General features: G+C 74.1%; 17 protein-coding genes. 10 read left to right on the forward strand and 7 right to left on the reverse strand.

The annotated features are described in order from the left end of the window. The first annotated feature begins 3 nt into the window (after window positions 1–3). Entirely contained in the window at window positions 4–1212 is a 1209-nt protein-coding gene (locus tag BAW75_RS21115; protein WP_064445391.1) for an ABC transporter ATP-binding protein, read from the forward strand. A gap of 248 nt (window positions 1213–1460) precedes the next feature. On the opposite strand, the gene BAW75_RS21120 is transcribed toward BAW75_RS21115, so the two are convergent. Continuing rightward, complete coding sequence (locus BAW75_RS21120) at window positions 1461–2564, reverse strand: winged helix DNA-binding domain-containing protein (RefSeq protein ID WP_104114647.1); 1104 nt, start codon at window positions 2562–2564, stop codon at window positions 1461–1463. Window positions 2565–2761: 197 nt separating this feature from the next. Further along, window positions 2762–3253, reverse strand: coding sequence for a GNAT family N-acetyltransferase (locus BAW75_RS21125; RefSeq protein WP_064445393.1), 492 nt, complete (start codon window positions 3251–3253; stop codon window positions 2762–2764). Between the two features lie 85 nt (window positions 3254–3338). Between BAW75_RS21125 and wrbA the strand changes: the two genes are divergently transcribed. Further along, window positions 3339–3956 (forward strand): NAD(P)H:quinone oxidoreductase, encoded by a 618-nt coding sequence (wrbA, locus tag BAW75_RS21130; RefSeq protein ID WP_043329810.1) that lies wholly within the window; start codon window positions 3339–3341, stop codon window positions 3954–3956. Between the two features lie 69 nt (window positions 3957–4025). Here the strand turns inward: wrbA and BAW75_RS21135 are convergent, their stop codons facing one another. Continuing rightward, window positions 4026–5945, reverse strand: coding sequence for a chorismate-binding protein (locus BAW75_RS21135; RefSeq protein ID WP_104114648.1), 1920 nt, complete (start codon window positions 5943–5945; stop codon window positions 4026–4028). Between the two features lie 220 nt (window positions 5946–6165). On the opposite strand from BAW75_RS21135, the gene BAW75_RS21140 reads away from it, so the two are divergent. The 3 genes from BAW75_RS21140 to BAW75_RS21150 all read left to right on the forward strand — a co-directional run bounded on the left by BAW75_RS21140 (window position 6166) and on the right by BAW75_RS21150 (window position 10662). Then, entirely contained in the window at window positions 6166–7536 is a 1371-nt protein-coding gene (locus BAW75_RS21140) for an FGGY family carbohydrate kinase (protein ID WP_104114649.1), read from the forward strand. 121 nt (window positions 7537–7657) lie between these two features. Then, window positions 7658–10243, forward strand: a complete 2586-nt coding sequence (locus tag BAW75_RS21145; protein WP_244206199.1) for a sensor histidine kinase — start codon at window positions 7658–7660, stop codon at window positions 10241–10243. Further along, the gene (locus BAW75_RS21150; RefSeq protein ID WP_013287300.1) at window positions 10240–10662 is read left to right on the forward strand and encodes a roadblock/LC7 domain-containing protein; all 423 of its coding nucleotides are present in this window, start codon (window positions 10240–10242) and stop codon (window positions 10660–10662) included. The genes BAW75_RS21145 and BAW75_RS21150 overlap by 4 nt, the downstream gene beginning before the upstream one ends. A 51-nt stretch (window positions 10663–10713) precedes the next feature. Here BAW75_RS21150 and BAW75_RS21155 read toward each other — a convergent pair whose 3' ends face one another. Then, window positions 10714–12207: a GH1 family beta-glucosidase gene (locus BAW75_RS21155; protein ID WP_104114651.1), complete on the reverse strand. Its 1494-nt coding sequence runs from the start codon at window positions 12205–12207 to the stop codon at window positions 10714–10716. An 854-nt stretch (window positions 12208–13061) separates the two neighbouring features. Between BAW75_RS21155 and BAW75_RS21160 the strand changes: the two genes are divergently transcribed. After that, window positions 13062–15959 (forward strand): glycoside hydrolase family 48 protein, encoded by a 2898-nt coding sequence (locus BAW75_RS21160; RefSeq protein ID WP_181373777.1) that lies wholly within the window; start codon window positions 13062–13064, stop codon window positions 15957–15959. A gap of 288 nt (window positions 15960–16247) precedes the next feature. On the opposite strand, the gene BAW75_RS21165 is transcribed toward BAW75_RS21160, so the two are convergent. Next, window positions 16248–16937: a DUF3159 domain-containing protein gene (locus BAW75_RS21165; protein ID WP_104114652.1), complete on the reverse strand. Its 690-nt coding sequence runs from the start codon at window positions 16935–16937 to the stop codon at window positions 16248–16250. A 92-nt stretch (window positions 16938–17029) separates the two neighbouring features. Between BAW75_RS21165 and BAW75_RS21170 the strand changes: the two genes are divergently transcribed. Beyond that, the gene (locus tag BAW75_RS21170) at window positions 17030–17911 is read left to right on the forward strand and encodes a phosphatase PAP2 family protein (RefSeq protein WP_104114653.1); all 882 of its coding nucleotides are present in this window, start codon (window positions 17030–17032) and stop codon (window positions 17909–17911) included. An 8-nt stretch (window positions 17912–17919) separates the two neighbouring features. Next, window positions 17920–18591, forward strand: coding sequence for a maleylpyruvate isomerase N-terminal domain-containing protein (locus tag BAW75_RS21175; protein WP_104114659.1), 672 nt, complete (start codon window positions 17920–17922; stop codon window positions 18589–18591). A 2-nt stretch (window positions 18592–18593) separates the two neighbouring features. On the opposite strand, the gene BAW75_RS21180 is transcribed toward BAW75_RS21175, so the two are convergent. Together BAW75_RS21180 and BAW75_RS21185 are read right to left on the reverse strand one after the other, a co-directional pair. Beyond that, window positions 18594–19433, reverse strand: a complete 840-nt coding sequence (locus BAW75_RS21180; RefSeq protein ID WP_104114654.1) for a DUF1028 domain-containing protein — start codon at window positions 19431–19433, stop codon at window positions 18594–18596. Between the two features lie 53 nt (window positions 19434–19486). Next, a complete protein-coding gene (locus tag BAW75_RS21185) occupies window positions 19487–20698 on the reverse strand; it encodes a low temperature requirement protein A (protein ID WP_104114660.1) in 1212 nt (403 codons plus the stop codon). 144 nt (window positions 20699–20842) lie between these two features. Here BAW75_RS21185 and BAW75_RS21190 point away from each other — a divergent pair, with 144 nt between their 5' ends. Together BAW75_RS21190 and BAW75_RS21195 are read left to right on the forward strand one after the other, a co-directional pair. Continuing rightward, window positions 20843–21817 (forward strand): LLM class F420-dependent oxidoreductase, encoded by a 975-nt coding sequence (locus tag BAW75_RS21190; RefSeq protein WP_104114655.1) that lies wholly within the window; start codon window positions 20843–20845, stop codon window positions 21815–21817. 1 nt (window position 21818) lies between these two features. Next, window positions 21819–22619 (forward strand): SDR family oxidoreductase, encoded by an 801-nt coding sequence (locus tag BAW75_RS21195; RefSeq protein ID WP_104114656.1) that lies wholly within the window; start codon window positions 21819–21821, stop codon window positions 22617–22619. Window positions 22620–22623 lie beyond the last annotated feature (4 nt).

Here is a 22623-nt window from a genome sequence, read left to right on the forward strand (position 1 = left end):
GCAATGGCCGACATCGTGCTGGACAAGGTGAGCAAGCGGTTCCCGGACGGGACCACCGCCGTACAGGACGTCGACCTGGAGATCGCCGACGGCGAGTTCGTGATCCTGGTCGGTCCGTCCGGCTGCGGGAAGTCCACCACGCTCAACATGATCGCCGGGCTGGAGGACATCAGCTCCGGTGAGCTGCGCATCGGCGGCGAGCGGGTCAACGACAAGGCGCCCCGCGACCGCGACATCGCCATGGTCTTCCAGTCGTACGCGCTCTACCCGAACATGACCGTTCGGGAGAACATGGCGTTCCCGCTGCGGCTGGCGAAGCTGGACAAGGAGACCATCAACCAGAAGGTCGACGAGGCGGCGAAGGTGCTGGAGCTGACCGCGCTGCTGGACCGCAAGCCGGCCAACCTCTCCGGCGGCCAGCGGCAGCGGGTGGCGATGGGCCGGGCGATCGTCCGCCAGCCCAAGGCGTTCCTGATGGACGAGCCGCTGTCGAACCTGGACGCCAAGCTGCGGGTGCAGATGCGCACCGTGGTGTCGCGGCTGCAGAAGCAACTCGGCACCACCACCGTCTACGTCACCCACGACCAGACCGAGGCGATGACGCTCGGCGACCGGGTGGTCATCATGCGCGGCGGCGCGGTGCAGCAGGTCGGCCCGCCGCAGGAGCTGTACGACCACCCGCGCAACCTCTTCGTCGCCGGGTTCATCGGCTCGCCTTCGATGAACTTCGTGCACGCCGCGGTGGAGGACGGGAAGCTGCGGACCGCGCTCGGAGACGTGCCGATCGGCGAGCGGGTCCGCCGCGAGCTGGAGGCCGGTGACGCGCCCCGCGAGCTGATCCTCGGCATCCGGCCGGAGCACTTCGAGGACGCCGCGTTGATCGACGACGAGACCCGCCGCCGGGGCATGGAGTTCGAGGCGCCGGTGGACATCGTCGAGTCGATGGGTTCGGACAAGTACGTCTACTTCACCGTCGAGGGGGAGCGGGCGACCGCCGCCGAACTGGAGGAGCTGGCCGCCGACGCGGGCGCGGCGGACTTCGCGGGCGGCGGCTCGAACCTGGTCACCCGCCTGTCGGCGGAGTCCCCGGTACGCGAGGGCGAGTCGCGCCGGGTGTGGTTCAACCTGGAGAAGATCCACCTGTTCGACCCGGGCAGCGGCCGTAACCTGACGCTGCACGAGGGCCGTTCGGCCGGCGCTCTGGCCGACTGACCCCGGACGCGCGAAGGGCCGGTGGCACGCGGTGCCGCCGGCCCTTCGGCCTTGTCCGGCCAGCTCACCCTCCCTCCGTAGTCGGCCATCGGCGTGAGTGGAACGCCACGGGTGTCTCGGCGCGGTTTTGACACCCATGGCGTTCCACGGAGCACGGGCGCGGCGACCCGATGCGCCGATGGCTGCAGAGCAAAGGGGATGCTCGGCAGCAGAGGAGAATGAGGTAAGGCAACGGCGGGAGCCGTCGCTCACCAGGAGTGACGCAGCTCCAGGCCGAGGAAGCGGGCGTAACCCGTCAGCGCGGCGTCCACCCGGGCGCGCAGCGCGGCGTCGAACGGCACGAGCTGGTGCGCTGTCACTGTCACCGCCCGCGCGCCGATCGTCCGCGTCCAGGTGCCGACCACGCGCCCGCCGCGCACCACGGTCGACCGGAACATCCCGTTGTTGCCGGGGACCACCGCTGCGGCATGCGCCGGGTCGAGCATCAGCGACCGGTCCTTGAAGCCGAGCAGGTATTCGTCGAAGCCGGGCAGCGTGTGCACGTCGTCGACGGGCGCGCGGGGCGTGTCGAGCAGCGCGGCGTCGACGACCGCCGGCTCGCCGTCGACCTCGACCGGGGCGAGCGCGTCACCGGCCAGCGTGATCGCCCGGGTCGCGTCGGTGACGGTGAGGCCGGTCCACCGGGCCAGCTCGTGCCGGGTCACCGGGCCGTGGCCGCGCACATAGCGGTGCGCCAGCAACGACAGCGCCTCGTCGCGCTCCGGACGGCGCGGATCGGGCGCCCAGTCGTCGAGCAGCACGAACGTCTGTTCGTTGCCGACGTGCGGGGCGATGCAGGTGACGCCGCGCTGGCTGGCGTACCAGAGCAGGTGATAGCCGCGTTGACCATCCGTGTCCAGCCCGGCGGCGCGCAGCGCGGCCAGGCACTCGGCGCGGGTGAGCCGGCCGCCGTGGGCCAGCGCCGCACCCAGCACGTCACCGGCCCGTTCACCGTCGGCGACCGTCAGCCCGAGCTGCCGCCACCGCGCGGCGATGCCGGCCAGCGTCCGCACCCCGGTCAGGTCCAGCAGCCACCGCGCGTCCCGCGCCGGCACCAGGTGCACGGTGCCGCGCATCGGCCAGGTGCGCAGGGCCTCGCGCCGCTCCAGCGCCGCGCGGACGTCGTTCTGGGTGGCGCCGGGAAGGCGTACGCCGAGCGACCACAACCCGCTCGCGGCGTCCTGGGCCTGCATGGCGCCGAACCACTCGACCACGTCGGCGACGCCCTCGGGACGGGCCGTCGGGTGCGGGCGCAGCAGCAGGCCGGTCATCCGTAGCGCGAGCGCCTCGGCGCGGCTGAGGCGAACGGTCACGGGCGTCAGCGTAGGCCCGGGGTCCGACAGCCCCTGATCGCGCTGCGCCGGCCGCGCTGCCGACGAAGCGCGATCCCCCGTTCAGGTTCCCGGCGCGGGGGCAGCCGACTTGGCTGGCGCCGGTCCGACCAGGATCCTCGCTGAGCTGGGCCGGGAAAGCGTTTTCGCGCGGAACTTGCGCAAATCTTGAGCCTCGGTCAGTCGAGCCGCCGGTGCATGACGAGCAGGTCGACGTACCCCCGGGTGGGGTGCCGGAAGCCCTCCGGCACCCGGCCGATCACCGCGAAGCCCAGCGACCGCCACAGCGCGACCGCCCGGGTGTTGGTGGCCACCACCGCGTTGAACTGCATGGCCCGGTAGCCGTCGGCCCGGGCCGCGGCGAGCACGTGCCCGGCCAGTGCCCGCCCGACGCCGTGCCCGGCGGCGGCCGGGGCGACCATGAACGAGGCGTTCGCCACGTGGTCGCCGGGGCCGCCCTGGTTGGGCGCGAGCTTCGCCGAGCCGAGCACCGCGCCGTCCGGCGCCACCGCGACCACCGTCCGCGCCGGTGGGCCCGGCATCCAGAGCCGCCGGGCCTGCTCCTGCGTGACGTCCGGGGGCCAGGTGTACGTCTCGCCGGCCGCGACGATCTCGCGCAGGAACGGCCAGATCAGTGGCCAGTCGGCGGGGGTGGCGGTGCGGATCTCCACCTGGCGAGCATGCCACGCCCGCCGTTTGACGCGACAAGTAACGGGTAGTCGCGGGAGTTGACCCCAAACGAGGAGGGATCGTCTGATGGATGGCCAGGTCAAGGTCGCGGTGATCTACTACAGCGCGACCGGCATCACCTACCAGATGGCGCAGTCGGCAGTCGAGGCGGCGGAGGAAGCCGGTGCCGAGGTGCGCCTGCGCAAGGTGCGTGAGCTGGCGCCCGACGAGGCGATCCGCTCCAACTCGGGCTGGCAGGCGCACCGGCTGGAGACCCAGGACGTGATGGAGGCCCAGCCGGACGACCTCTCCTGGGCCGACGTGGTGATCATGGGTTCGCCCACCCGGTACGGCATGGTCGCCGCACAGCTCAAGCAGTTCATCGACACCACCGGCCCGCTCTGGGCGGCCGGCGCGCTCGCCGACAAGGTGTACAGCGGCTTCACCTCGACCGCCACCTCGCACGGCGGCCAGGAGGCGACGCTGCTGTCGCTGTACACGATCTTCTACCACTGGGGCGGGATCGTGGTGACCCCCGGCTACACCGACCCGAGCCAGTTCGTCGCCGGCAACCCGTACGGCGCCTCGCACACCAGCAACAACGGCGAGGTGGCCCCGGACCACGTGGCCCTGACCGCCACCGCGCTGACCGCCAAGCGGGCCACGCTCATGGGCGCCGCGCTGAAGCGGGGCATGGCCGGCTGACCGGCGGATGGCGACCGGTGGCCGGACGGGGGCTCTCGAACCCGTCCGGACCACCGGTCGCCCCTCGCCCTACCCGCGATCGGCCGCTCCATGCGCGCTCAGCGCGGGCCGGTCGAGCAGATGTCCGAGCAGATCCGCCAGGACCGAGGTGCCGTCCTGGCTCAGCACCGACTCCGGGTGGAACTGCACCCCGGCGAAACCCGCCCCGCGCAGTGCGTGCACCGCGCCGTCGGCCGGGTCGCGGGACAGCTCCACCGGGCCGTACGGGCCGGTCATCCGGGCGGCGTCGGCGCGGGCGGTGAAGCTGGCGTAGAAGCCGACCCGGCGGGTCACCCCGAACACCGGCACGTCGCGCGGCAACCCCTGGTACGGCGCGTCCCGCCGGTGCAGCGGCAGACCCAGCAGCCCGGCGAGCAGCTGGTGGCCCAGGCACACCGCGAGCGTCGGCCGACCGGAGGCGAGCAGCTCAGCCAGCAGCGCCCGCAGCGCCACCATCTTCGGCGCGTCCGGGTCCCGCGGGTCGCCCGGCCCGGGGCCGACCACCACCAGGTCGTACCCGTCGAGCGGGCCCGGGTCCGGCCAGTCCCGCCGGGTCACCGCCAGCCCCAGCGCGCCGAGCTGGTGGGCGAGCATGCCGGTGAATGTGTCCTCGCCGTCGACGATCAGCGCCCGTCGGCCGGCGAGCCCGCGCAGCGCCAGCGCGCCCGGCCGGCGCTGCTCCAGCCAGAACCGGGCCAGCGGCGCGTTGCGGGCGGCCAGCGCGGCGCGTACCTCCGGGTCGTCGGCGTACCTGACGGCCGGCTCGGCGCCGGTGCCCGGCGCGTCCGGGCCGAGACCGAGCGCGGCCAGCACGCCCGCCGCCTTCGCGTGCGTCTCGGCGACCTCCCCGGCGGTCGTCGAGTGCCGCACCAGCGTGGCGCCGACCGGCACCCGCAGCGCGCCCTCGGGCGAGATCTCGGCGGTCCGGATCAGGATCGGCGCGTCCAGCGTCTGCCGGCCCTGCTCGTCGCGTCCGAGCAGCGCGAGCACGCCGGCGTAGTAGCGCCGGCCGGCGCGCTCGTGCCGGGCGATGACCCGGCAGGCGTTCTCCATCGGGCTGCCGGTCACGGTCGGGGCGAACATGGTCTCCCGCAGCACCTCCCGCACGTCCCGGGAGCAGCGCCCGGCCAGCAGGTACTCGGTGTGCGCCAGGTGCGCCATCTCCTTCAGGTACGGCCCGACCACCTGGCCGCCGTGCTCGGCGACCACGGCCATCATCTTCAGCTCCTCGTCCAGCACCATGTACAGCTCCTCCACCTCCTTCGGATCGTGCAGGAAGCGCAGCAGCTCAGCCCGGTCGACGGTCTCGCCCCGGTGCCGGAACGTGCCGCTGATCGGGTTCATCTCGACCAGACCGTCGGCGACGCTGACGTGCCGCTCCGGGCTGGCGCCGACCAGGATCCGGGCGCCGGTGTGCACCAGGAACGTCCAGTACGCGCCCCGCTCACGCAGCAGCAGCCGGCGCAGCGCGGCCAGGGCCGCGGCAAGTGGGTCGCCCTGCACCGTGGCGCGCATGGTGCGGTGGATGACGAAGTTCGCGCCCTCACCCCGGCCGATCTCGTCGGCGAGCACCCGGTCCACCATCGCCGCGTACTCGTCGTCGGCGATGTCGAAGCCGGCGTCGGTGGTGCGTACGGCGGCGTCGGGCAGCGCGCCGAGCAACTCGGCGAGGGGTATCCGCCGGTGCGCCTCGACGGTCAGGAACTCCAGCGGCATGCCGTCGTCCACGCACTCGAAGCCACGCTCGGTGACCTGCCGGAACGGCACCACTGCCAGCGTGCGCGGGCCGGCGCCGTCGTCGGGCAGCGGCAGGTCGGCGAGCCGGTCGGCGGTGCGTACCGGACCGGTGAACAGGTCGACGTGGTCGGCGCCCTCGCGGCGGACGAGCGCGAACGGGCCGGGGTCGTGGCCGGCCGCGACGGCGGCGAGCGGGTCGGACGGGCGGGTCATCGGGTCTCCTCGGTGGGCCGGTGACCGCCGACGTGGGCGACCCGGGATGCCGGGGAAGACCGGCGGCCGCCTCGTCGGGCGGCCGCGTGGGGAAGCTACGCGCGGGGGTGGGCCGCCGGGTCGGCGGGCCACCAGCAGGACAGGTGCGCGGGCATGACCGTCACTGTACGCGATCAGGCCGCCTCCGGTAAGCCGGTCGCGCCGGGTAGGTTGATCGGCGATGGACATCCTCGCTCTCGATCTGGGCACCTCCTCGGTGCGTGGGCTGGTGCTCGACGCGGACGCGGTGCCGCGTCCGGGCGCGCTGGCCCGTCGCCGGGTGCATCTGGTCACCGGGGACGACGGCACCGGGACGCTGGACGGCCCGGCCTACCTGGCGTGCCTGACGGAGTGCCTGGACGAGCTGGCCGCTGGCGGGCACCTGCGGGACGTGGACCTGGTGGCCACCTCCGCGCAGTGGCACTCGGTGCTGGCGGTGGCCGCCGACGGCACCCCGTCGGGACCGGTGCTGACCTGGCTGGACACCCGGCCGGAGGCGCTCGCCGGCGCGGTCGGCCCGGCCGACCCGGCGGACTTCCACAGGCGTACCGGCACGTGGTGGCACCGCTGCTTCTGGTCGGTGCGGCTGCCCTGGCTGCGGGAGCACGGCGCGCGGAACGCACGCTTCACCGGGCTGGCCGAGTACGTGCTCGGCGCGCTGCTCGGCGACGTGCCGATGTCCATGTCGATGGCTTCCGGCACCGGGCTGCTCGACCTGCGCCGCCTGGACTGGGACCCGGAGGCGTGCGAGCTGGCCGGCGTACGCCCGGAGCAGTTGCTGCGGCTGGCCCCGGACGGCTGGCACGGCCGGCTGAACGCGGAGCACGCGCGGCGCTGGCCGCAGCTGGCCGGGGCGCGGTGGGCGGCGCCGGTCGGCGACGGGGCGGCCGCCAACGTCGGGTCGGGTTGCGTCGACCCGACGCGTGCGGCGGTGACCGTCGGCACCTCCGCCGCGGTCCGGATGATGCAGGCCGTGCCGGCGGGCGCGGAGCCGCCGCCGCTGCCGGAGCAGCTCTGGCGGTACCGGGTGGACCACAACCACGTGGTGACCGGCGCGGCGTACTCCAGTGGCGGCAACCTGTTCGCCTGGGCCAACCGGGAGCTGCGGCTGCCCGAGGGCGCGGCGCTCGAGGCGGCGCTGCGCCGGACCACCGGCTCGGTGCGGGCCAACCCGCGGCTGGGCGGTGACCGGCCGCCGGGCACGGACCCGGCGGGCTCCGGCGAGCTGCGTGGGCTCAGCTTCGGCACCACCGCCGTGGACGTCCTCGCCGGGCTGATGGGTGGCCTGTGCCGGCTCGTCGCCGACGACCTGGTCCTGCTGGAGGGCGGCGTCGGCGAGCCGATGGAGGTGGTCCTCGGCGGCGGGGCGCTGACCGCCTCGCCGTGGTGGCGCGCGGCGTTCGCCGACGCGCTCGCCCCGCGCGAGGTGCGGTGGCAGCGCAACCCGGAGATCGGGGCGGCCGGCGCGGCGCTCGTGGCGCTGGGACGTCTGCCCGAGGCGGCGCACATCGGCGGCATCGGCCGGACGGACGAAACCGCCTCGCACGCGTGACGGTCCGCCCGAAGCGCTGACCGGCCTGCTCGTGCCGTCCGGGCGGCCGTTGACACGGACCGCCGGCCTGGTTGGATGGACTCCGCTCCCCGACGTGGTGGAGTGGAACGAGGAGGCAGGTGTGGGCGCAGGTCCCGACCCGGCTCGTGGCGCGGTCCCGCAGCCGCACCGGCGGCGCTCCGGGTTCCGGCTGCGGGACTGGCGGATGGGCACCAAGCTCGCCACCGTGCTGGTGATCCCGTCGCTGGCGTTCCTCGTCCTGGCCGGCATCCAGACGCGCGGGCTGGTCGGGCAGACCACCACGCTGAGCGCCTTCGCCGAGCAGGTGGGCATCGGCCGGCAGATCGCCGTGGCCGTCGACCGGCTCCAGCACGAGCGGGACCGTACCGCCGGGGAGCTGGCGGGGCTGCGCCGCGCCGGCACCGGCGCCGACCGGGACGCCGCGGTCGCCGCCCTGAAGCCACTGCAGGCGGCCACCGACCGCGCGGTGGCGGACCTGCGTACCGCGGCCGCGCCGCTGGCCGACGCCGACGCGGCCTGGCGGGTGTCCTACTCGGAGGCGCTGGAGGCGTACGACCAGGTCGTCAACATCCGCGCCGCGGTGGCGCCGGCGGTGCTGTCCAGCGACACCGTCCTCAGCAACTACCACCGGTCCGTCGCGGCGCTGCTGAACCTGCTGGCCGAGCCGTCGCCCGGCGGCGAGCGGCAGGAGCTGACCGAGGCGGTGCTGCGCTACGTGCAGCTGTCCCGGGTCAAGGAGTTGTCCTCGCGGATCCGCGCGGAGCTCTACGCCGCCGCCCGCTCCGGCCGGTACGAGGCCGACGACCAGGTGACGCTCAGCGACCTGCGGGCCCAGCAGCTCACCGCGCTCGGCGCGTTCCGGGTCGCGGCGACCGCCGACCAGATCCGCCGCTACGACCAGACCTCGGTCGACCCGGCCTTCGTCGCGGCCACCCGGATGGAGGAACGGACCCTGCCCGGCGGCGGCGACGCGAAGCCGGCGCTGCTCGACGCGGAGCAGTGGTGGTCGGCCAGTGAGCAGCGGCAGGAGTTGCTGCGCCAGATGGAGAGCGGGGTCGTCGACGACGCGGTACGCCGGGCCGACGACGCCAGCGCCCGGCAGCTGCGCGACACCCTGCTGGTGGCCGGTGGCATCGCCACAGTGCTGCTGGTGGCGGTGGCGATCTCGCTGCTGGTCGGCCGGTCGGTGGCCCGCGGCATGCGGCAGCTGCGCGGCCAGGCGCTGCGGATCGCGCAGGTGGATCTGCCGCTGACGCTGGAACGGCTGCGCACTGTGGACCGTCCGGTCGGTGCGATCGACGTGCCGCCCGCGGTGATCGACTCGCAGGACGAGATCGGCGAGCTGGCCGAGGCGTTCGTCGCGGTGCACCGCAGCGCCGTCGACGTGGCGGTCGAGCAGGCGATGATGCGGCGCAACGTCAACGCCATGTTCGTCAACCTGGCCCGGCGCAGCCAGGTGCTCGTCGAGCGTCAGCTGGAGCTGCTCGACGACCTCGAACGCGAGGAGAGCGATCCGGACCAGCTGGAGAATCTGTTCAAGCTCGACCACCTCGCCGCCCGCATGCGCCGCAACGACGAGAGCCTGCTGGTGCTCGCCGGCAGCGAGTCGACCCGGCGGTGGAACCGCCCGGTGGGTCTGGGCGCGGTGCTGCTGGCCGCGAGCGCGGAGATCGAGCAGTACCAGCGGGTACGCCACGAGAACCGGACGGACCTGCACGTCGTCGGGCACGCGGTGGGCGACCTGGTGCACCTGTTCGCGGAGCTGCTGGAGAACGCCACCTCCTTTTCCCGCCCGGAGACCACGGTGCGGGTCGTCGTCGAGCCGGACGGCCGGGGCGCGCTGGTGCGGGTCGTCGACGAAGGGCTGGGCATGAGCCCGGCGGCGCTGGCCGAGGCGAACTCGGTGCTGGCCGAGCCGCCGGCCGCCGACGTGTCGGCCTCGGAGCGGATGGGTCTGTTCGTGGTCAGCCACCTCGGCGCCCGCAACGGCGTACGGGTGCGGTTGCAGGCCGGCGGCGCGGGCCTGGTCGCCCTGGTGCGGATCCCGGTCGAGCTGCTGGCCGAGGCGCCCGCGCCGGAGGCGGGCCGGCCGGTGCCGGCGGGTCGGCCCGTACCGGGGGTGGACCGGAGCGTCCGCACGCCCACCGGTCCGGTAGCGGCGTCCGGGGCGCTCGCGGCGCCGACGGCCGAGCTGCCGGTGGCGGGATGGCGTCCGGCGCCCGGTCAGCCGGCGGCGCTGCCGCTGTCGCCGCTGACCGGCCGTCCGCTCGGGGACGGGCCGGAGGCGCCGACGTCCGGATCGCCGGCGCCCGCCGCGCCGGCCGGCGCCGTGCCGCGCCCCCGGCCGGGCGGGGCGGAGGACGTCCTGACCCCGGCTGTCGCCGGACCCGCCGGCGGTGGGTGGTTCAGCCGGCAGGGGCCGACGGCGTCGCCGCTGGGTGTGACGCCCGCCCCGGCGCCGACGCCGGTGACCGGAGGGACCAACGAGCGGGGACTTCCGGTACGGGTGCCGATGGCCCAGCTCGCCCCGGCCTCCGTGGCCGACCGCCCGGTGATGCGGCACGAGCCGGACCCGGAGGCGGTCGGCGGCATGCTGTCGCGCCTCTACAGCGGGGTGCGGCGCGCCGAGGCCGAGGAGACCACCGAGATGTACCTGCCGCGCGACGAAGGAGGACGACGACAGTGACGACGTTGAGCCAGGAGGCACGCGACCTGAGCTGGCTGGTGAACGCGTTCGCGGAGCGCGTTCCCGGGGTAGCGCACGCGGTGGTGGTGTCCTCCGACGGGCTCCTGGTGGCGATCTCGGCGCATCTGCCCCGGGACCACGCGGACAAGCTCGCCGCGGTGACCTCCGGCCTGATGAGCATCACCGCGGGCGCGGCCCAGATGTTCGACGGCGACGTCGTCAAGCAGACAGTGGTCGAGATGGGGCGCGGCTATTTCCTGGTGATGCAGATCCGGGACGGCTCGATCCTGGCCACGCTGGCCGGGGCGGACGCCGACATCGGCGTGGTCGGCTACGAGATGGCGCGGCTGGCCAAGCAGGCTGGCGAGATGCTCACCCCGGCGCTGCGCGCCGAGCTGCAGCAGGCGCTGCCGCGCTGATCCGCCGATGCGGGGGCCCGGCCGGCGCGCAGCCGGCCGGGCCGCCACCGCCTACAGCCCGTTGCGGCGGATCACGTCGCGGTACCAGTGGGCGCTGCGCTTGAGCACCCGCCGCTGGCTCGCGTAGTCCACGTAGACCAGGCCCCAGCGCTGCTCGTACCCCTCGGCCCACTCGAAGTTGTCCAGCAGCGACCAGACGTGGTAGCTCTCCAGCGGTACCCCGTCGCCGATGGCCCGGTGGGCGGCGGCGAAGTGGTCGCGCAGGAAGCTGACCCGCCCGGCGTCGTCGACGTTGCCGTCCGCGCCGGGCACGTCGGGGCAGGGCAGGCCGTTCTCGGTGATGGTGATCGGCACCCGGCCGTAGTCCCGGGTGACCCGGGTGAGGATGTCGTACATGCCCTCGGGGTAGATCTGCTGCCACTCCGCCTCGGAGGTGGGCCACTTGCGGACCGTGCTGCCGTCGCCGGTGACGTAGATCGGCGTGTAGTACTGCACGGCGAGCAGGTCGACCGGGCTGGAGATGATCTTCAGGTCGCCGTCGCGGACGCCGCGGACCATCCGGCTGTCCGGGCCGCGGTCGTCCAGCACGTCCTGCGGGTACGCGCCCTTGAAGATCGAGTCGAGGTAGAGGCGGTTCTCGTAGCCGTCGTGGAGCTTGGTCGCGGCGGCCGCCTCGGCGCTGTCGTCGGCGGGGTAGCAGGGGTGCAGGTTGAGGGCGGGGCCGATCCGGCCGGTGAGGCCGGAGGCGCGCAGCGCCCGCACGGCGAGGCCGTGGGCGAGCTGGAGGTGGTGGGCGACCAGGTACGCCGCGTCCTCGTCCCGGAAGCCCGGGGCGTGGTGGCCGAAGATGTAGCCGTTCTGCACCACGGTCTTCGGCTCGTTGACGGTCAGCCAGACCGGCACCTGGTCGCCGAGGGCGTGGAACACCGCGTCGGCGTACTCGGCGAAGCGCTCGGCGGTGTCCCGGTTCTCCCAGCCGCCGGCGTCCTGGAGGGCCTGGGGGAGATCCCAGTGGAACAGCGTGGCCATCGGCGCGATGTCACGCTCGTGCAGCCCGTCCACCAGGCGGCGGTAGAAGTCGAGGCCGCGCTGGTTGGGGCGGCCGGAGCCGTCGGCCTGGATGCGGGGCCAGGAGATGGAGAACCGGTAGCTGCGCAGTCCCAGGTCGCGCATCAGGTCGAGGTCCTGCGCGTACCTGTGGTAGTGGTCAGCCGCGACGTCGCCGGTGTCACCGTTGCGGATGCGCCCCGGCGTGTGGCTGAAGGTGTCCCAGACGGACTCACCCCGCCCGTCCTCCTTGGCGGCCCCCTCGATCTGGTACGCCGAGGTCGCCGCGCCCCAGCCGAAGCCGTCCGGGAAGCGCAGTCCGCGGTCCTGCTCCGGGTCGGTGGCGCGCTCGGGCGGGCTGTCGCAGCCGCCGAGCGCGACTGTCGACGCGGCGGTCGCCGTCGCGGTGGCGCCGGCGAGCCCGGTCCGGGCCGCGCCGGCCGCGGTCGCGGACAGGGCGACGCGGCGGAGCAGGCGCCGTCGGGTGAGTAACGACATGAGGTTTCTCCTCGGAGTGACGGGCCGCCCTGGGCCGGGAGCGCTCCCATCATAGCCAGGGAGCGGCCGGCCCTGATCCGGCGGTCGCGGCGAAGTGCGGCGCGGCCGGCGGGCGGCCGGAAAGTGGGTGGGCGGGGGCGTCGCTCGGGAACGCCGCTCGGGGCGGCGTGAGCGGCGAGGGGTGGGGTGGATAGCGAGAAAGGCCGTCCGGGTGGCGTGTCACGCCTGTCCCGTCGGCCTCTTTTGCCGTCGACAACGGGGGTTTAGTGTGGGGACGGGGGAGGGCAACCCCCGTCCCCACCGATGGTGCACACACGCACGAAGTGGAATTGGCGTCCGTCGTGCGCGTCGCGCGGGAGCCGGGCCACGCGAGTGGCTCTGGTTCCACCTCCCTCCGTTTGGCGGGTGGCGGCCGGTGGCGGCGTCCGGGCTGGTCCGCCGCCGGCCTCTGGGCCGACGCGCCGGGCACGGGCGTACCCGGCGATCCAGTACTTGTATCACCGTCGATGGAAGCGCTCCCATCGGCGATGCTGCGACTGTAACGCCCGTCACGGGTTTGGAAAAGCCCCTAAACGAGATCGAAACATGGAAGCGCGTATCTGCGCTGGCCGTTGTGGTGGGAGCGCTTCCATGTCACACTCTCGTCACGCCACGCGGAGCCAGTGACGCGAGCGCGGGCCGCCGAGGGCACCCGGTGACAACCGGTGCGGCGCCCCGATCCCCGGCACGGCCGGGACGACCACCTTTCCGGACGCCTCCGTCCCCCCGCGTACGCCCCGTCGACGCGTGGAGGCGCCCCGCCGGGACCCCGAGGTCCCGGCCCGGTCCGAGGAGACACCGCCCACATGAGACTTCTGGCCAGACGTCGCCGTACGGCGATGCTCGCCGCCGCCGCCCTCGTCATAGGCGGGGTGGCCCTGCCCGCGGGCGCCGCCCAGGCCGCGCCCGCCTGCGACGTGACGTATGCGTCGAGCGACTGGAACAACGGCTTCACCGCCAACGTGACCATCAAGAACCTGGGTGACGCGCTCAACAACTGGTCGCTGAAGTTCACCTTCCCGAACAGCAGCCAGCGCGTGGTCCAGGGCTGGTCGGCCCGGTGGAGCCAGTCCGGCAGCGAGGTGACCGCCACGAACGAGTCGTGGAACGGCAGCCTGCCCACCGGCGCGTCCACCAGCATCGGCTTCAACGGCAGCTTCAGCGGCAGCAACCCGAAGCCCACCGCGTTCACCCTCAACGGGGTGGCGTGCAACGGCGCGCAGACCAACCAGCCGCCGACGGTCTCGCTGAGCGTGCCGTCCGGCCCGTTCGAGGCACCGGCGGACGTCCCGCTGACCGCGACCGCCAGCGACCCCGACGGCACCATCAGCAAGGTCGAGTTCTACCGCAACGGCCTGCTGGTCAACACCGACACCACCGCGCCGTACGGCTACGACCTGCTCGACCTGCCGGCCGGCAGCTACACGGTGCAGGCCAAGGCGTACGACAACGCCGGCGCCTCGGCGGTCTCGGAGAAGTCGTTCACAGTGACCGCGGCCACCGGGCCGAAGCTGGTCGCCACCCCGTCCGCGGTCACCGTGAGCGAGGGCGGCAGCGCCACGGTCCGGTACACGCTCAGCGCGGCGCCCAGCGCCAACGTGCCGGTGACCCTCGCCGTCACCGGTGACAGCGACATCACCGTGTCGCCGACCACGCTGACGCTCACGCCGAGCAACTGGAGCACCGGCGTCACCGCCACGGTCTCCGCCGCGGAGGACGCCGACACGGTCGGCGGCACCGCCACGATCACCGCGTCGGCCACCGGCTACGCGCCGGTCTCCGTCGTGGCCACCGAGGCGGACAACGACAGCCCCGGCGGCGACAACGCCTACATCAAGAAGTTCCTCGACCAGTACGGCAAGATCAAGAACTCGGGGTACTTCAGCCCCGAGGGCGTGCCGTACCACTCGATCGAGACGTTGATCGTCGAGGCGCCCGACCACGGCCACGAGACCACCTCGGAGGCGTTCAGCTTCTGGCTCTGGCTGGAGGCGCAGTACGGCCGGGTCACCCAGAACTGGGCCCCGTTCAACAACGCCTGGACGGTGATGGAAAAGTACATCATCCCGTCGCACGCCGACCAGGCCACGGCCGGCTCGCCCGGCACCCCGCAGTACGCCGCCGAGCACAACCTGCCCAGCCAGTACCCGTCGACGCTGGACGCCAACGTCCCGGTCGGCCAGGACCCGCTGCGCTCGGAGCTGCAGTCCACCTACGGCACCGGTGACATCTACGGCATGCACTGGCTGCTCGACGTGGACAACACGTACGGCTACGGCCGCTGCGGCGACGGCACCACCCGGCCCGCGTACATCAACACCTTCCAGCGGGGCACCCAGGAGTCGGTGTGGGAGACCGTGCCGCAGCCGTCCTGCGACACGTTCAAGCACGGCGGCCCGAACGGCTACCTGGACCTGTTCGTCAAGGAGTCCAACGCCCCGGCCAAGCAGTGGAAGTACACGAACGCCCCGGACGCCGACGCGCGTGCCGTCCAGGCCGCCTACTGGGCGCTGACCTGGGCCAAGGCGCAGGGCAAGGCGGGCGACGTGGCGGCCACCGTGGCCAAGGCCGCCAAGATGGGCGACTACCTGCGCTACGCGCTGTTCGACAAGTACTTCAAGAAGATCGGCAACTGCGTCGGCGCGAGCACCTGCCCGGCCGCCAGCGGCCGTGACTCGGCGCACTACCTGCTCTCCTGGTACTACGCCTGGGGCGGCGCGTACGACGCCTCGCAGAACTGGTCGTGGCGGATCGGGTCCAGCCACAGCCACTTCGGCTACCAGAACCCGTTCGCGGCCTGGGTGATGACCAACGTCGCGGAGCTGAAGCCGAAGTCGCCGACCGCGGCCTCCGACTGGCAGAAGAGCCTCGACCGGCAGCTGGAGTTCTACACCTGGCTTCAGTCGGCCGAGGGCGGCATCGCCGGTGGCGCCACCAACAGCTGGGACGGCAGCTACGCCCAGCCGCCGGCCGGCACCGCCACCTTCTACGGCATGTTCTACGACGTCGACCCGGTCTACAACGACCCGCCGTCGAACCAGTGGTTCGGCATGCAGGCCTGGTCGATGCAGCGCATCGCCGAGCTGTACCTGGAGACCGGCAACGCGAAGGCCAAGGCGCTGCTGGACAAGTGGGTGCCGTGGGCGATCGCCAACACCACGCTGGGCACCGACTGGTCGATCCCGTCGGACATGAAGTGGACCGGCCAGCCGGCCAACTGGAACCCCAGCAGCCCGCAGCCGAACACCAACCTGCACGTCGAGGTGACGGTCAAGGGCCAGGACGTCGGCGTCGCCGGCGCCTACGCCCGCACGCTCATCGCGTACGCGGCGAAGTCCGGCAACACCGCGGCGAAGGACACCGCCAAGGGCCTGCTGGACGCGCTCTCGGCGGCCGCCGACAGCAAGGGCGTCTCGACGCCGGAGAAGCGCGGCGACTACAAGCGCTTCGACGACGTCTACAACGCCGCCGACGGCCAGGGCCTCTACATCCCCAACGGCTGGACCGGGAAGATGCCCAACGGTGACGTGATCGCCCCGGGCAAGAGCTTCCTGGACATCCGCTCGTTCTACAAGAACGACCCGGACTGGCCGAAGGTGCAGGCGTACCTGGACGGCGGTCCCGAGCCGGTCTTCAACTACCACCGGTTCTGGGCGCAGGCGGACATCGCCATGGCGTACGCCGACTACGGCACCTACTTCCCGCAGGGGTGAGGTGACCCCTCCTTCGTGGGCGGGCGCGAGCCCGCCCACGAAGGAGGCCGACCCGGCCGATGGGGGAACGGAGCGGCCGGGTCGGCGGACGGCCTGACGCCCACGGTCAGGCCGGGTGGGCCGGCCGTCCGGCCGACGCAGCGGACCGGCCGGCCCACCACTCCGCCCGGTGACGACCCATGGCGCGAAAAGGCACGCAAAATTCAGCGGTCCACGGGATCACATCCGGGCCGTGGACGGAGTAACGTATTTGACGGAGAGGCCGCTCCCCCCGTGGCGGCCTCTCCATTACTCTTCCCGGACCGGCTCACCGCCGGGCACCGGCGCCGTCACCGGGTGCCGCAGTCCCGGATGCCCGGCCGGCAGCGACCGCCGGATCACCACCCAGCTCGACGCCAGCGCCGCCGCGATCAGCGGCCAGGTGAGCGCCGCCCGCGCCACGGTGAGCGCGACCACCTGCCCGTCCAGCCACAGCGGGATGAACACCGCCAACCGCAGCACGTAGGTGCCCGCCCACACCCAGCTGCCTCGGCCGTACGCCCGCAGCAGCGCCGGATCACTCCGCCACCGGGTCCGCTGGCCCAGCGCCGTGCCGACCACCACGCCGAGCAGCGGCCAGCGCACCACGATGCTCACCGCCCAGGCCAGCGCGCTCGCCGCGTTGGCGGCGATCTGCAGCAGGAAGAAGTCCTCGGCCCGGCCGGTCCGCAACGCGACGAGCGCGGCCACGCAGACCGCGAGCAGCCCGATCAGCACCGAGCGGGGGCGGTCCCCGCGCCGCCACCGCCAGCCGGCCACCGCCGTGCCGGTCAGCAGCGCGGCGAGCACACCGCCGCGCAGCCCGCCGAGCACCCAGCCGAGCCCGAACGCGAGCGGCGGCAGCGTGGCGTCGACCGCCCCGCGCCGGCCGCCGAGCAGGTCGGCCAGCGACTCCGGCCGTGGCCCGGCCTGCGGTTCCCGCTGCGGCGTGCCGGTCACGCCCCACCTCCTCGGATCGCCCGCCTCACCGTACGCCGAAGCCGATGGCGCTCCGCCGCGCGCGTCGGCGGCCCTACCGTTAAGTTGTCCGGGTGCGGGAGACGGCAAGGGGTTGGACGGCGGTCTGGTTGGTCGTACTGGCCCTGCTGCAGACGGCTGCGTTCGTGCTGGTGTGGCGCTTCGCCGTGCACACCGAACTGGGCCAGTGGCTGGACACGGTGGCGCTGACCGGCAACCAGATCGGCCAGGACCGCATCGACGGTCCGGTCGACACGCTCCTCAACGCCATGTCCGTGGTGTCGCTGCTGGCCGCGACCGCGGTGATCGGCTTCATCGCGCTGATCCGGGGCCGCAAGGCGCTGGCCGTCACCGCGACGCTGCTGATCGCCGGCGCGAACGTGACCACGCAACTGCTCAAGCACTTCCTGGTCCGGCCCGACTTCGGCATCGACCCGGAGCGGGCCGCCGCCGGCAACAGCCTGCCCAGCGGCCACACCTCGGTGGCCGCCTCGGTGGCGGTCGCGCTGATCCTGGTGCTGCCGCGCAAGCTGCGGGCGGCCGGGGCGTTCCTCGGCGCCGGGTACGCCGCCGCCGCGGGCGTCGCCACGCTCTCCGCCGGCTGGCACCGGCCCAGCGACGCGGTCGCCGCGTACCTGGTGGTCGGCGCGTGGGCCGCGGTCGCCGGGCTGGTGCTGCTGGTCTTCCAGCGGGAGCAGGCGGTGGTCGAGCCCGGCGACGCGCACCGGGTGGCCGCCGCCGTGCTCGGCGGCGCCGGCGCGGTGGCGCTGTTGGCCTCCGCGCTCGCGTTGTCCTGGCTGGTGGACCGCTCCACGATCCCCGTCGAGGCGCTCAGCCGCCGCCAGCTCTTCGTCGGGTACGCGGGCAGCGCGGCCGGCATCGCCGGCACGATCGCCGTGGTGGCCGCGCTGGTGCTGGTCGTGGTGCACCGGCTGGTGCCCCGGTGGAAGGGCTGATCCGGCGGATGGAGACGGTACGGGCGGCGTTCCGGGCCGAGTGCGACCGCCTGGAGCGGGTGCTGCGCGACCTGGACGGCGCGGCGCTGGACCGGCCCACGCCGTGCCCGCCGTGGCGGGTGCGCGACCTGATCGCGCACGTGAGCACCGGGGCCGGACGCCTGGCGGGCATGCTCGCCGAGCCCGCGCCGCCCCGGGCCGAGGTGGACGCGGCCGCCTACTTCGGCGCGGCCAAGTTCAGCCCGCCGGTGGACCGGGACCGTGTCGAGGGCGCGCAGCGTGCGGCCCGGGAGCGCCCCGGCGCCGCCGAGGTGGCGGCGGAGTTCGGCCGGGCCTGGCGCGCCACCGACGAGGCGGTCGCCGCTGAGCTGCCCGCACGGGTGGTGCGTACCCGCCACGGTGACGCGATGGCGTTGCCGGAGTTCCTGCGTACCCGGGTGGTGGAGGTCGCGGTGCACGGCCTGGACCTGGCCGACGCGCTGGACCGGACGCCGTGGCTGACCCCGGCCGCCGCGGACGTGGTGATCGGCGTGCTCACCGGCGGCGTGCCGGTGCCGCCCGGACTGGGCTGGGACGCGCTCACCGTGCTGCGCAAGGCCGCCGGGCGGCTGCCGGTCACCGGCGACGAGCGCGCGGAGCTGACCCGCGCCGGCATCGGCCGGCTGGCCTTCGGCGGCTGACCTCAGCGCCCGGCGCAGCGCCGCAGGTGCTCCAGCACGATCGGGTCGATCCGGCCGGGCACGAAGCGTTCCTCCAGGTTCTCCAGACCCGTCCAGGCGGCCAGCGCCTCGTCCAGTCCGGCCGGGCCGACCGGGTGCCCGGTGGCGGCGAGCAGTTCGGCCACCTCGGCGGCGAGCGGACCGGTGAGGTCGCGCAGCGTGGCCGGATCGGGGCGGCCGAACAGCATGTGGTGGATGCCGAGCAGGCGGCGCAGCTCGGAGACCGGGTCCACATGATCGTCCACCCGCAGGTCCACCAGCTCGTCGCCGGTCCCGGCGTAGCCGCCGTGGCGCTGCACCACGAGCATCGCCGCGCTCTGCCGCCCGCGCCGGTCGCCGCCGGCCGCGTCGCCGGCGGTGAGCGCGGCCAGCAGCCGCTGCGGGAACGGCAGCTCCGCACGGGCCAGCCAGGCGTCGCGCAGCGCGTCGATCACCTGCGGGCCGGTCAGGATGTTGCCCTGCGCGGCCCAGCCGTCGCCGGCCTGCCCACCGGCCCACGGGTGGCAGCGCGGCCCGGTCCAGGTGGCCCCGTCGCCGGTCGCGCCGACCACGGCGAGCTGCCGGTCGTCGCGTCCCGGATCGGCGGCCACCAGCCCGGCCACCGCGTCGACGGCGCTGACGCCGGTACGCAGCAGCGCGAGCGCCTGCGCCCGGTAGGCGAGGTTGGCGTGCGCCTGGGTGGCGACCGCCCCGACCAGCGCCTCGGCGGCCGGCACCAGCGCCCCGGCGGCGAGGAACCGGCTGGCCACTGCCACTCCGAACAGGCGCCCGTCGGCGGAGCGGGCGACGAGCGAGAAGGTCACGCGCGGATCGTAGCCCGGAGGGCGGGCGCGGCGTCCCGCTCCGGCGGCACCGCTCAGAACGGCGGCGCCGCGTCCTCCGGCGGGCGGCCCCAGGCACGCCGGGCGTCGGCCACCGCCACGCCCGTCAGGACCGCCGCGGCGAAGCCCGCCGCGACGAGCGGCGCGAGGCGCACCAGCAGCGGTACGGGCAGCAGCAGCGCGGCGATCCCCACCAGCCGGGACGGGGAGACCCGGCCGAACACCTCGTACTCGAAGCGGGCCCGGCCGGCCAGGAACACGGCCGGCCCGCCGAGGATCACGGCCAGCCAGGGCAGCTCGTTGTGCCCGATCGGGTGCTCGATCACCAGCTCGTAGCCGATCGCGGTGGCGACCACGCCGATCACCATGACCAGGTGGGTGTCGGCGGCGGACCGGCCGACGGTGGCCGGGTGCGCCGCCCGGGTCACCGCCTCGCCCAGGATCTGCCCGGCCCGCTGCACGTAGATCCGCCACAGCAGCACCGAGGTGGCCAGCGCGACGGCGAACGCGGTGACCATGCCGGGGCTGGTGGGGGAGCGGGTGAACGACAGGCCGGCGAGCAGGATCGTCTCGCCGAGCGCGACCAGGAAGATCTGCTGGTAGCGCTCGGCCAGGTGCTCGCCGTGGATGTCCCAGCGGGAGACCGTGGACCGGCCCAGGCCCGGCACCGGCCAGCCGAACCGGGCGGCGAGGTACTCCAGCACCAGCGCCGCGGTCCAGAGCGCCACCCGGGCGTTCACCGGCAGCAGCGCGCCGGCCAGCCAGAGCACACCGGTGGCGCAGAACGTGATCAGCATGCGCCGCTTGAGCCGGCGGTACTGCTGGTTCTGCAGCACCAGCACGAGGATCGCCGGCCGGCTCACCTGGGCCACCACGTACGCGGTGGCGAACATCAGGCCGCTGTGGCCGAACGCGCGGGGGATCGCCACCCCCATCACCATCGCCGAGATCAGCGCGGTGATCACGATGATCTGCAACCACAGGTGGTGCGGGTCGTAGCGGCTGGTCGTCCACGCCGTGCCCTGCCACACGGCCCAGAGCGCGACCAGCAGCAGCAGCGTCTTGCCGCCGCCGGTCACCGCCGACCAGCCCGTCTGCCCGCCCTCCAGCACCAGGTCCTCGAAGGCGCGCGCCGAGATCCGGGTCAGCGCGAACACGTACACCAGGTCGAAGAAGAGCTCCAGGAACGTGGCCCGGTCGGGCCCGCCGCCGGAGCTGCGCAGCGCGGCCGGCTCGGCGGTCCTCACCGCGCTGCCCCGTCCCCGGTCCACCTCATCCGGCAGTCGTAACACTCTTTCCCGGCGTCTCTGCACCGATCGCCCATATCGGTCTGGATCTTGCTCGCGGCGGTGCCGGACGGGCACCATCGACGGGTGACGAACCGATGGGGCATGACAGTGCCGCTGGGCGGTATCCCGCTCGCCGACCACGCCGCCGTCTACGCGGCCCTGGACGACGCCGGCTTCACCGACGTGTGGTCCTCGGAGGTGGCCGGCGCCGACGCGTTCACCCCGCTGGCCCTGGCCGCCGCCTGGTCGCCGCGACTGCGCCTCGGCACCGCGATCACACCGGTGTTCACCCGCGGTCCGGGACTGCTGGCGATGAGCGCCGCCGCGCTGGCCGAGGCGGCGCCGGGCCGCTTCGCGCTCGGCGTCGGCGCCTCCTCGCCGGTGCTGGTGCGGGACTGGAACGCGATCGAATTCGACGAGCCGTTCAAACGGACCCGGGACGTGCTGCGGTTCCTGCGGGCCGCGCTGCGCGGCGAGACCGTCGACGGCGCGTTCGACACGTTCGCCGTACGGCGCTTCACGCTGGAGCGTCCCCCGAGCGTGCCGCCGCCGGTCGTGCTGGCCGCGCTGCGCCCCGGCATGCTGCGCCTGGCCGCCGCCGAGGCCGACGGGGTGATCCTCAACTGGCTGGCCGCCGAGGACGTGCCGACCGCCCTGGCCGAGGTGGGCGAGCGCCGCCCCGGGTTCGAGGTGGCCGCCCGCATCTTCGTCTGCCCCACCGAGGACGCCGCGTACGCCCGCGCGCTGGGCCGCCGCATGATCACCGGCTACCTCACCGTCCCCGCGTACGCGGCCTTCCACAGATGGCTGGGCCGCGAGGACACGCTCGGTCCGATGTGGGCGGCATGGGCCGCGGGGGACCGGCGGGGCGCCTCCGCCGCCGTACCGGACGAGGTGGTCGACGCGCTGGTGCTGCACGGCTCGCCCGAGCAGTGCGCGGCCGCCGTCCGCCGCTACGCCGACAACGGCGTCGACGTGCCGGTGCTGGCGGTGCTCCCCACGCCCGAGATCACCGAGGGCGGCGCGGCGGCCTGGATGGATCTGCTGCCCCGGCTCGGCCCCGGGAAGGTGGCCTGAGATGAACCTGACCGACCGGGTGGTCGTGATCACCGGCGGGGCCGGCGGGATCGGCGCGGCACTGGGCCGACGGTTCGCCGCCGAGGGCGCCGCCGCCGTCGTGCTGGCCGACCTGGCCGCCGACGCGGCCCGCGCCACGGCCGAGGCGATCGGCCCGGTCGCCACCGGCGTCGGCCTCGACGTCACCGACGAGGCGGCGGTACGCGCGCTCGTCGAGGAGACCGAGCGCCGCCACGGACGGATCGACCTGTTCTGCGCCAACGCCGGAGTGGCCACCGGCGGCGGCATCGACGCGCCGGACGCCGACTGGGACCGCGCCTGGCGGGTCAACGTGTTGGGGCACCTGCACAGCGCCCGCGCGGTGCTGCCCGGCATGCTCAGCCGGGGCCAGGGCCACCTGCTGCTCACCTGCTCGGCGGCCGGTGTGCTCACCGCGGTCGGCGACGCGCCGTACACCGCCACCAAGCACGCCGCCGTGGGTCTCGCCGAATGGCTGGCGATCACCTACCGGGACGCCGGCATCCGGGTCAGCGCGCTGTGCCCGCAGGGCGTGGACACCCCGATGCTCGCCGACGGCCTCACCGAGGGGCACCTGGGCGCCCGGGTGATCGCCGCGTCCGGGACGATCCTCAGCCCGGATCAGGTCGCCGACGCGGTGATTGCCGGGCTGGCCGAGGAACGGTTCCTGATCCTGCCGCACCCCGAGGTGGCCGATTATGCCCGCCGCCGTGCCGAGGACCCGGACGGCTGGCAGGCCGGGCTGCGCAAGCTCGTCCGGAAGCTGCGCGCCGCCGACCGCTGAGCCC

Origin of the sequence: Micromonospora chalcea, assembly GCF_002926165.1 — a bacterium.
Lineage (GTDB): Bacteria > Actinomycetota > Actinomycetes > Mycobacteriales > Micromonosporaceae > Micromonospora > Micromonospora chalcea.

What these genes read in the sequence shown, in the direction of transcription:
- BAW75_RS21115 (WP_064445391.1), top strand. Translation starts at nt 4, where the DNA reads ATGGCCGACATCGTGCTGGACAAGGTGAGCAAGCGGTTCCCGGACGGG.
- wrbA (WP_043329810.1), top strand. Translation starts at nt 3,339, where the DNA reads ATGGATGGCCAGGTCAAGGTCGCGGTGATCTACTACAGCGCGACCGGC.
- BAW75_RS21135 (WP_104114648.1), bottom strand. Translation starts at nt 5,945, where the DNA reads ATGACCCGCCCGTCCGACCCGCTCGCCGCCGTCGCGGCCGGCCACGAC.
- BAW75_RS21140 (WP_104114649.1), top strand. Translation starts at nt 6,166, where the DNA reads ATGGACATCCTCGCTCTCGATCTGGGCACCTCCTCGGTGCGTGGGCTG.
- BAW75_RS21155 (WP_104114651.1), bottom strand. Translation starts at nt 12,207, where the DNA reads ATGTCGTTACTCACCCGACGGCGCCTGCTCCGCCGCGTCGCCCTGTCC.
- BAW75_RS21175 (WP_104114659.1), top strand. Translation starts at nt 17,920, where the DNA reads ATGGAGACGGTACGGGCGGCGTTCCGGGCCGAGTGCGACCGCCTGGAG.
- BAW75_RS21190 (WP_104114655.1), top strand. Translation starts at nt 20,843, where the DNA reads ATGACAGTGCCGCTGGGCGGTATCCCGCTCGCCGACCACGCCGCCGTC.
- BAW75_RS21195 (WP_104114656.1), top strand. Translation starts at nt 21,819, where the DNA reads ATGAACCTGACCGACCGGGTGGTCGTGATCACCGGCGGGGCCGGCGGG.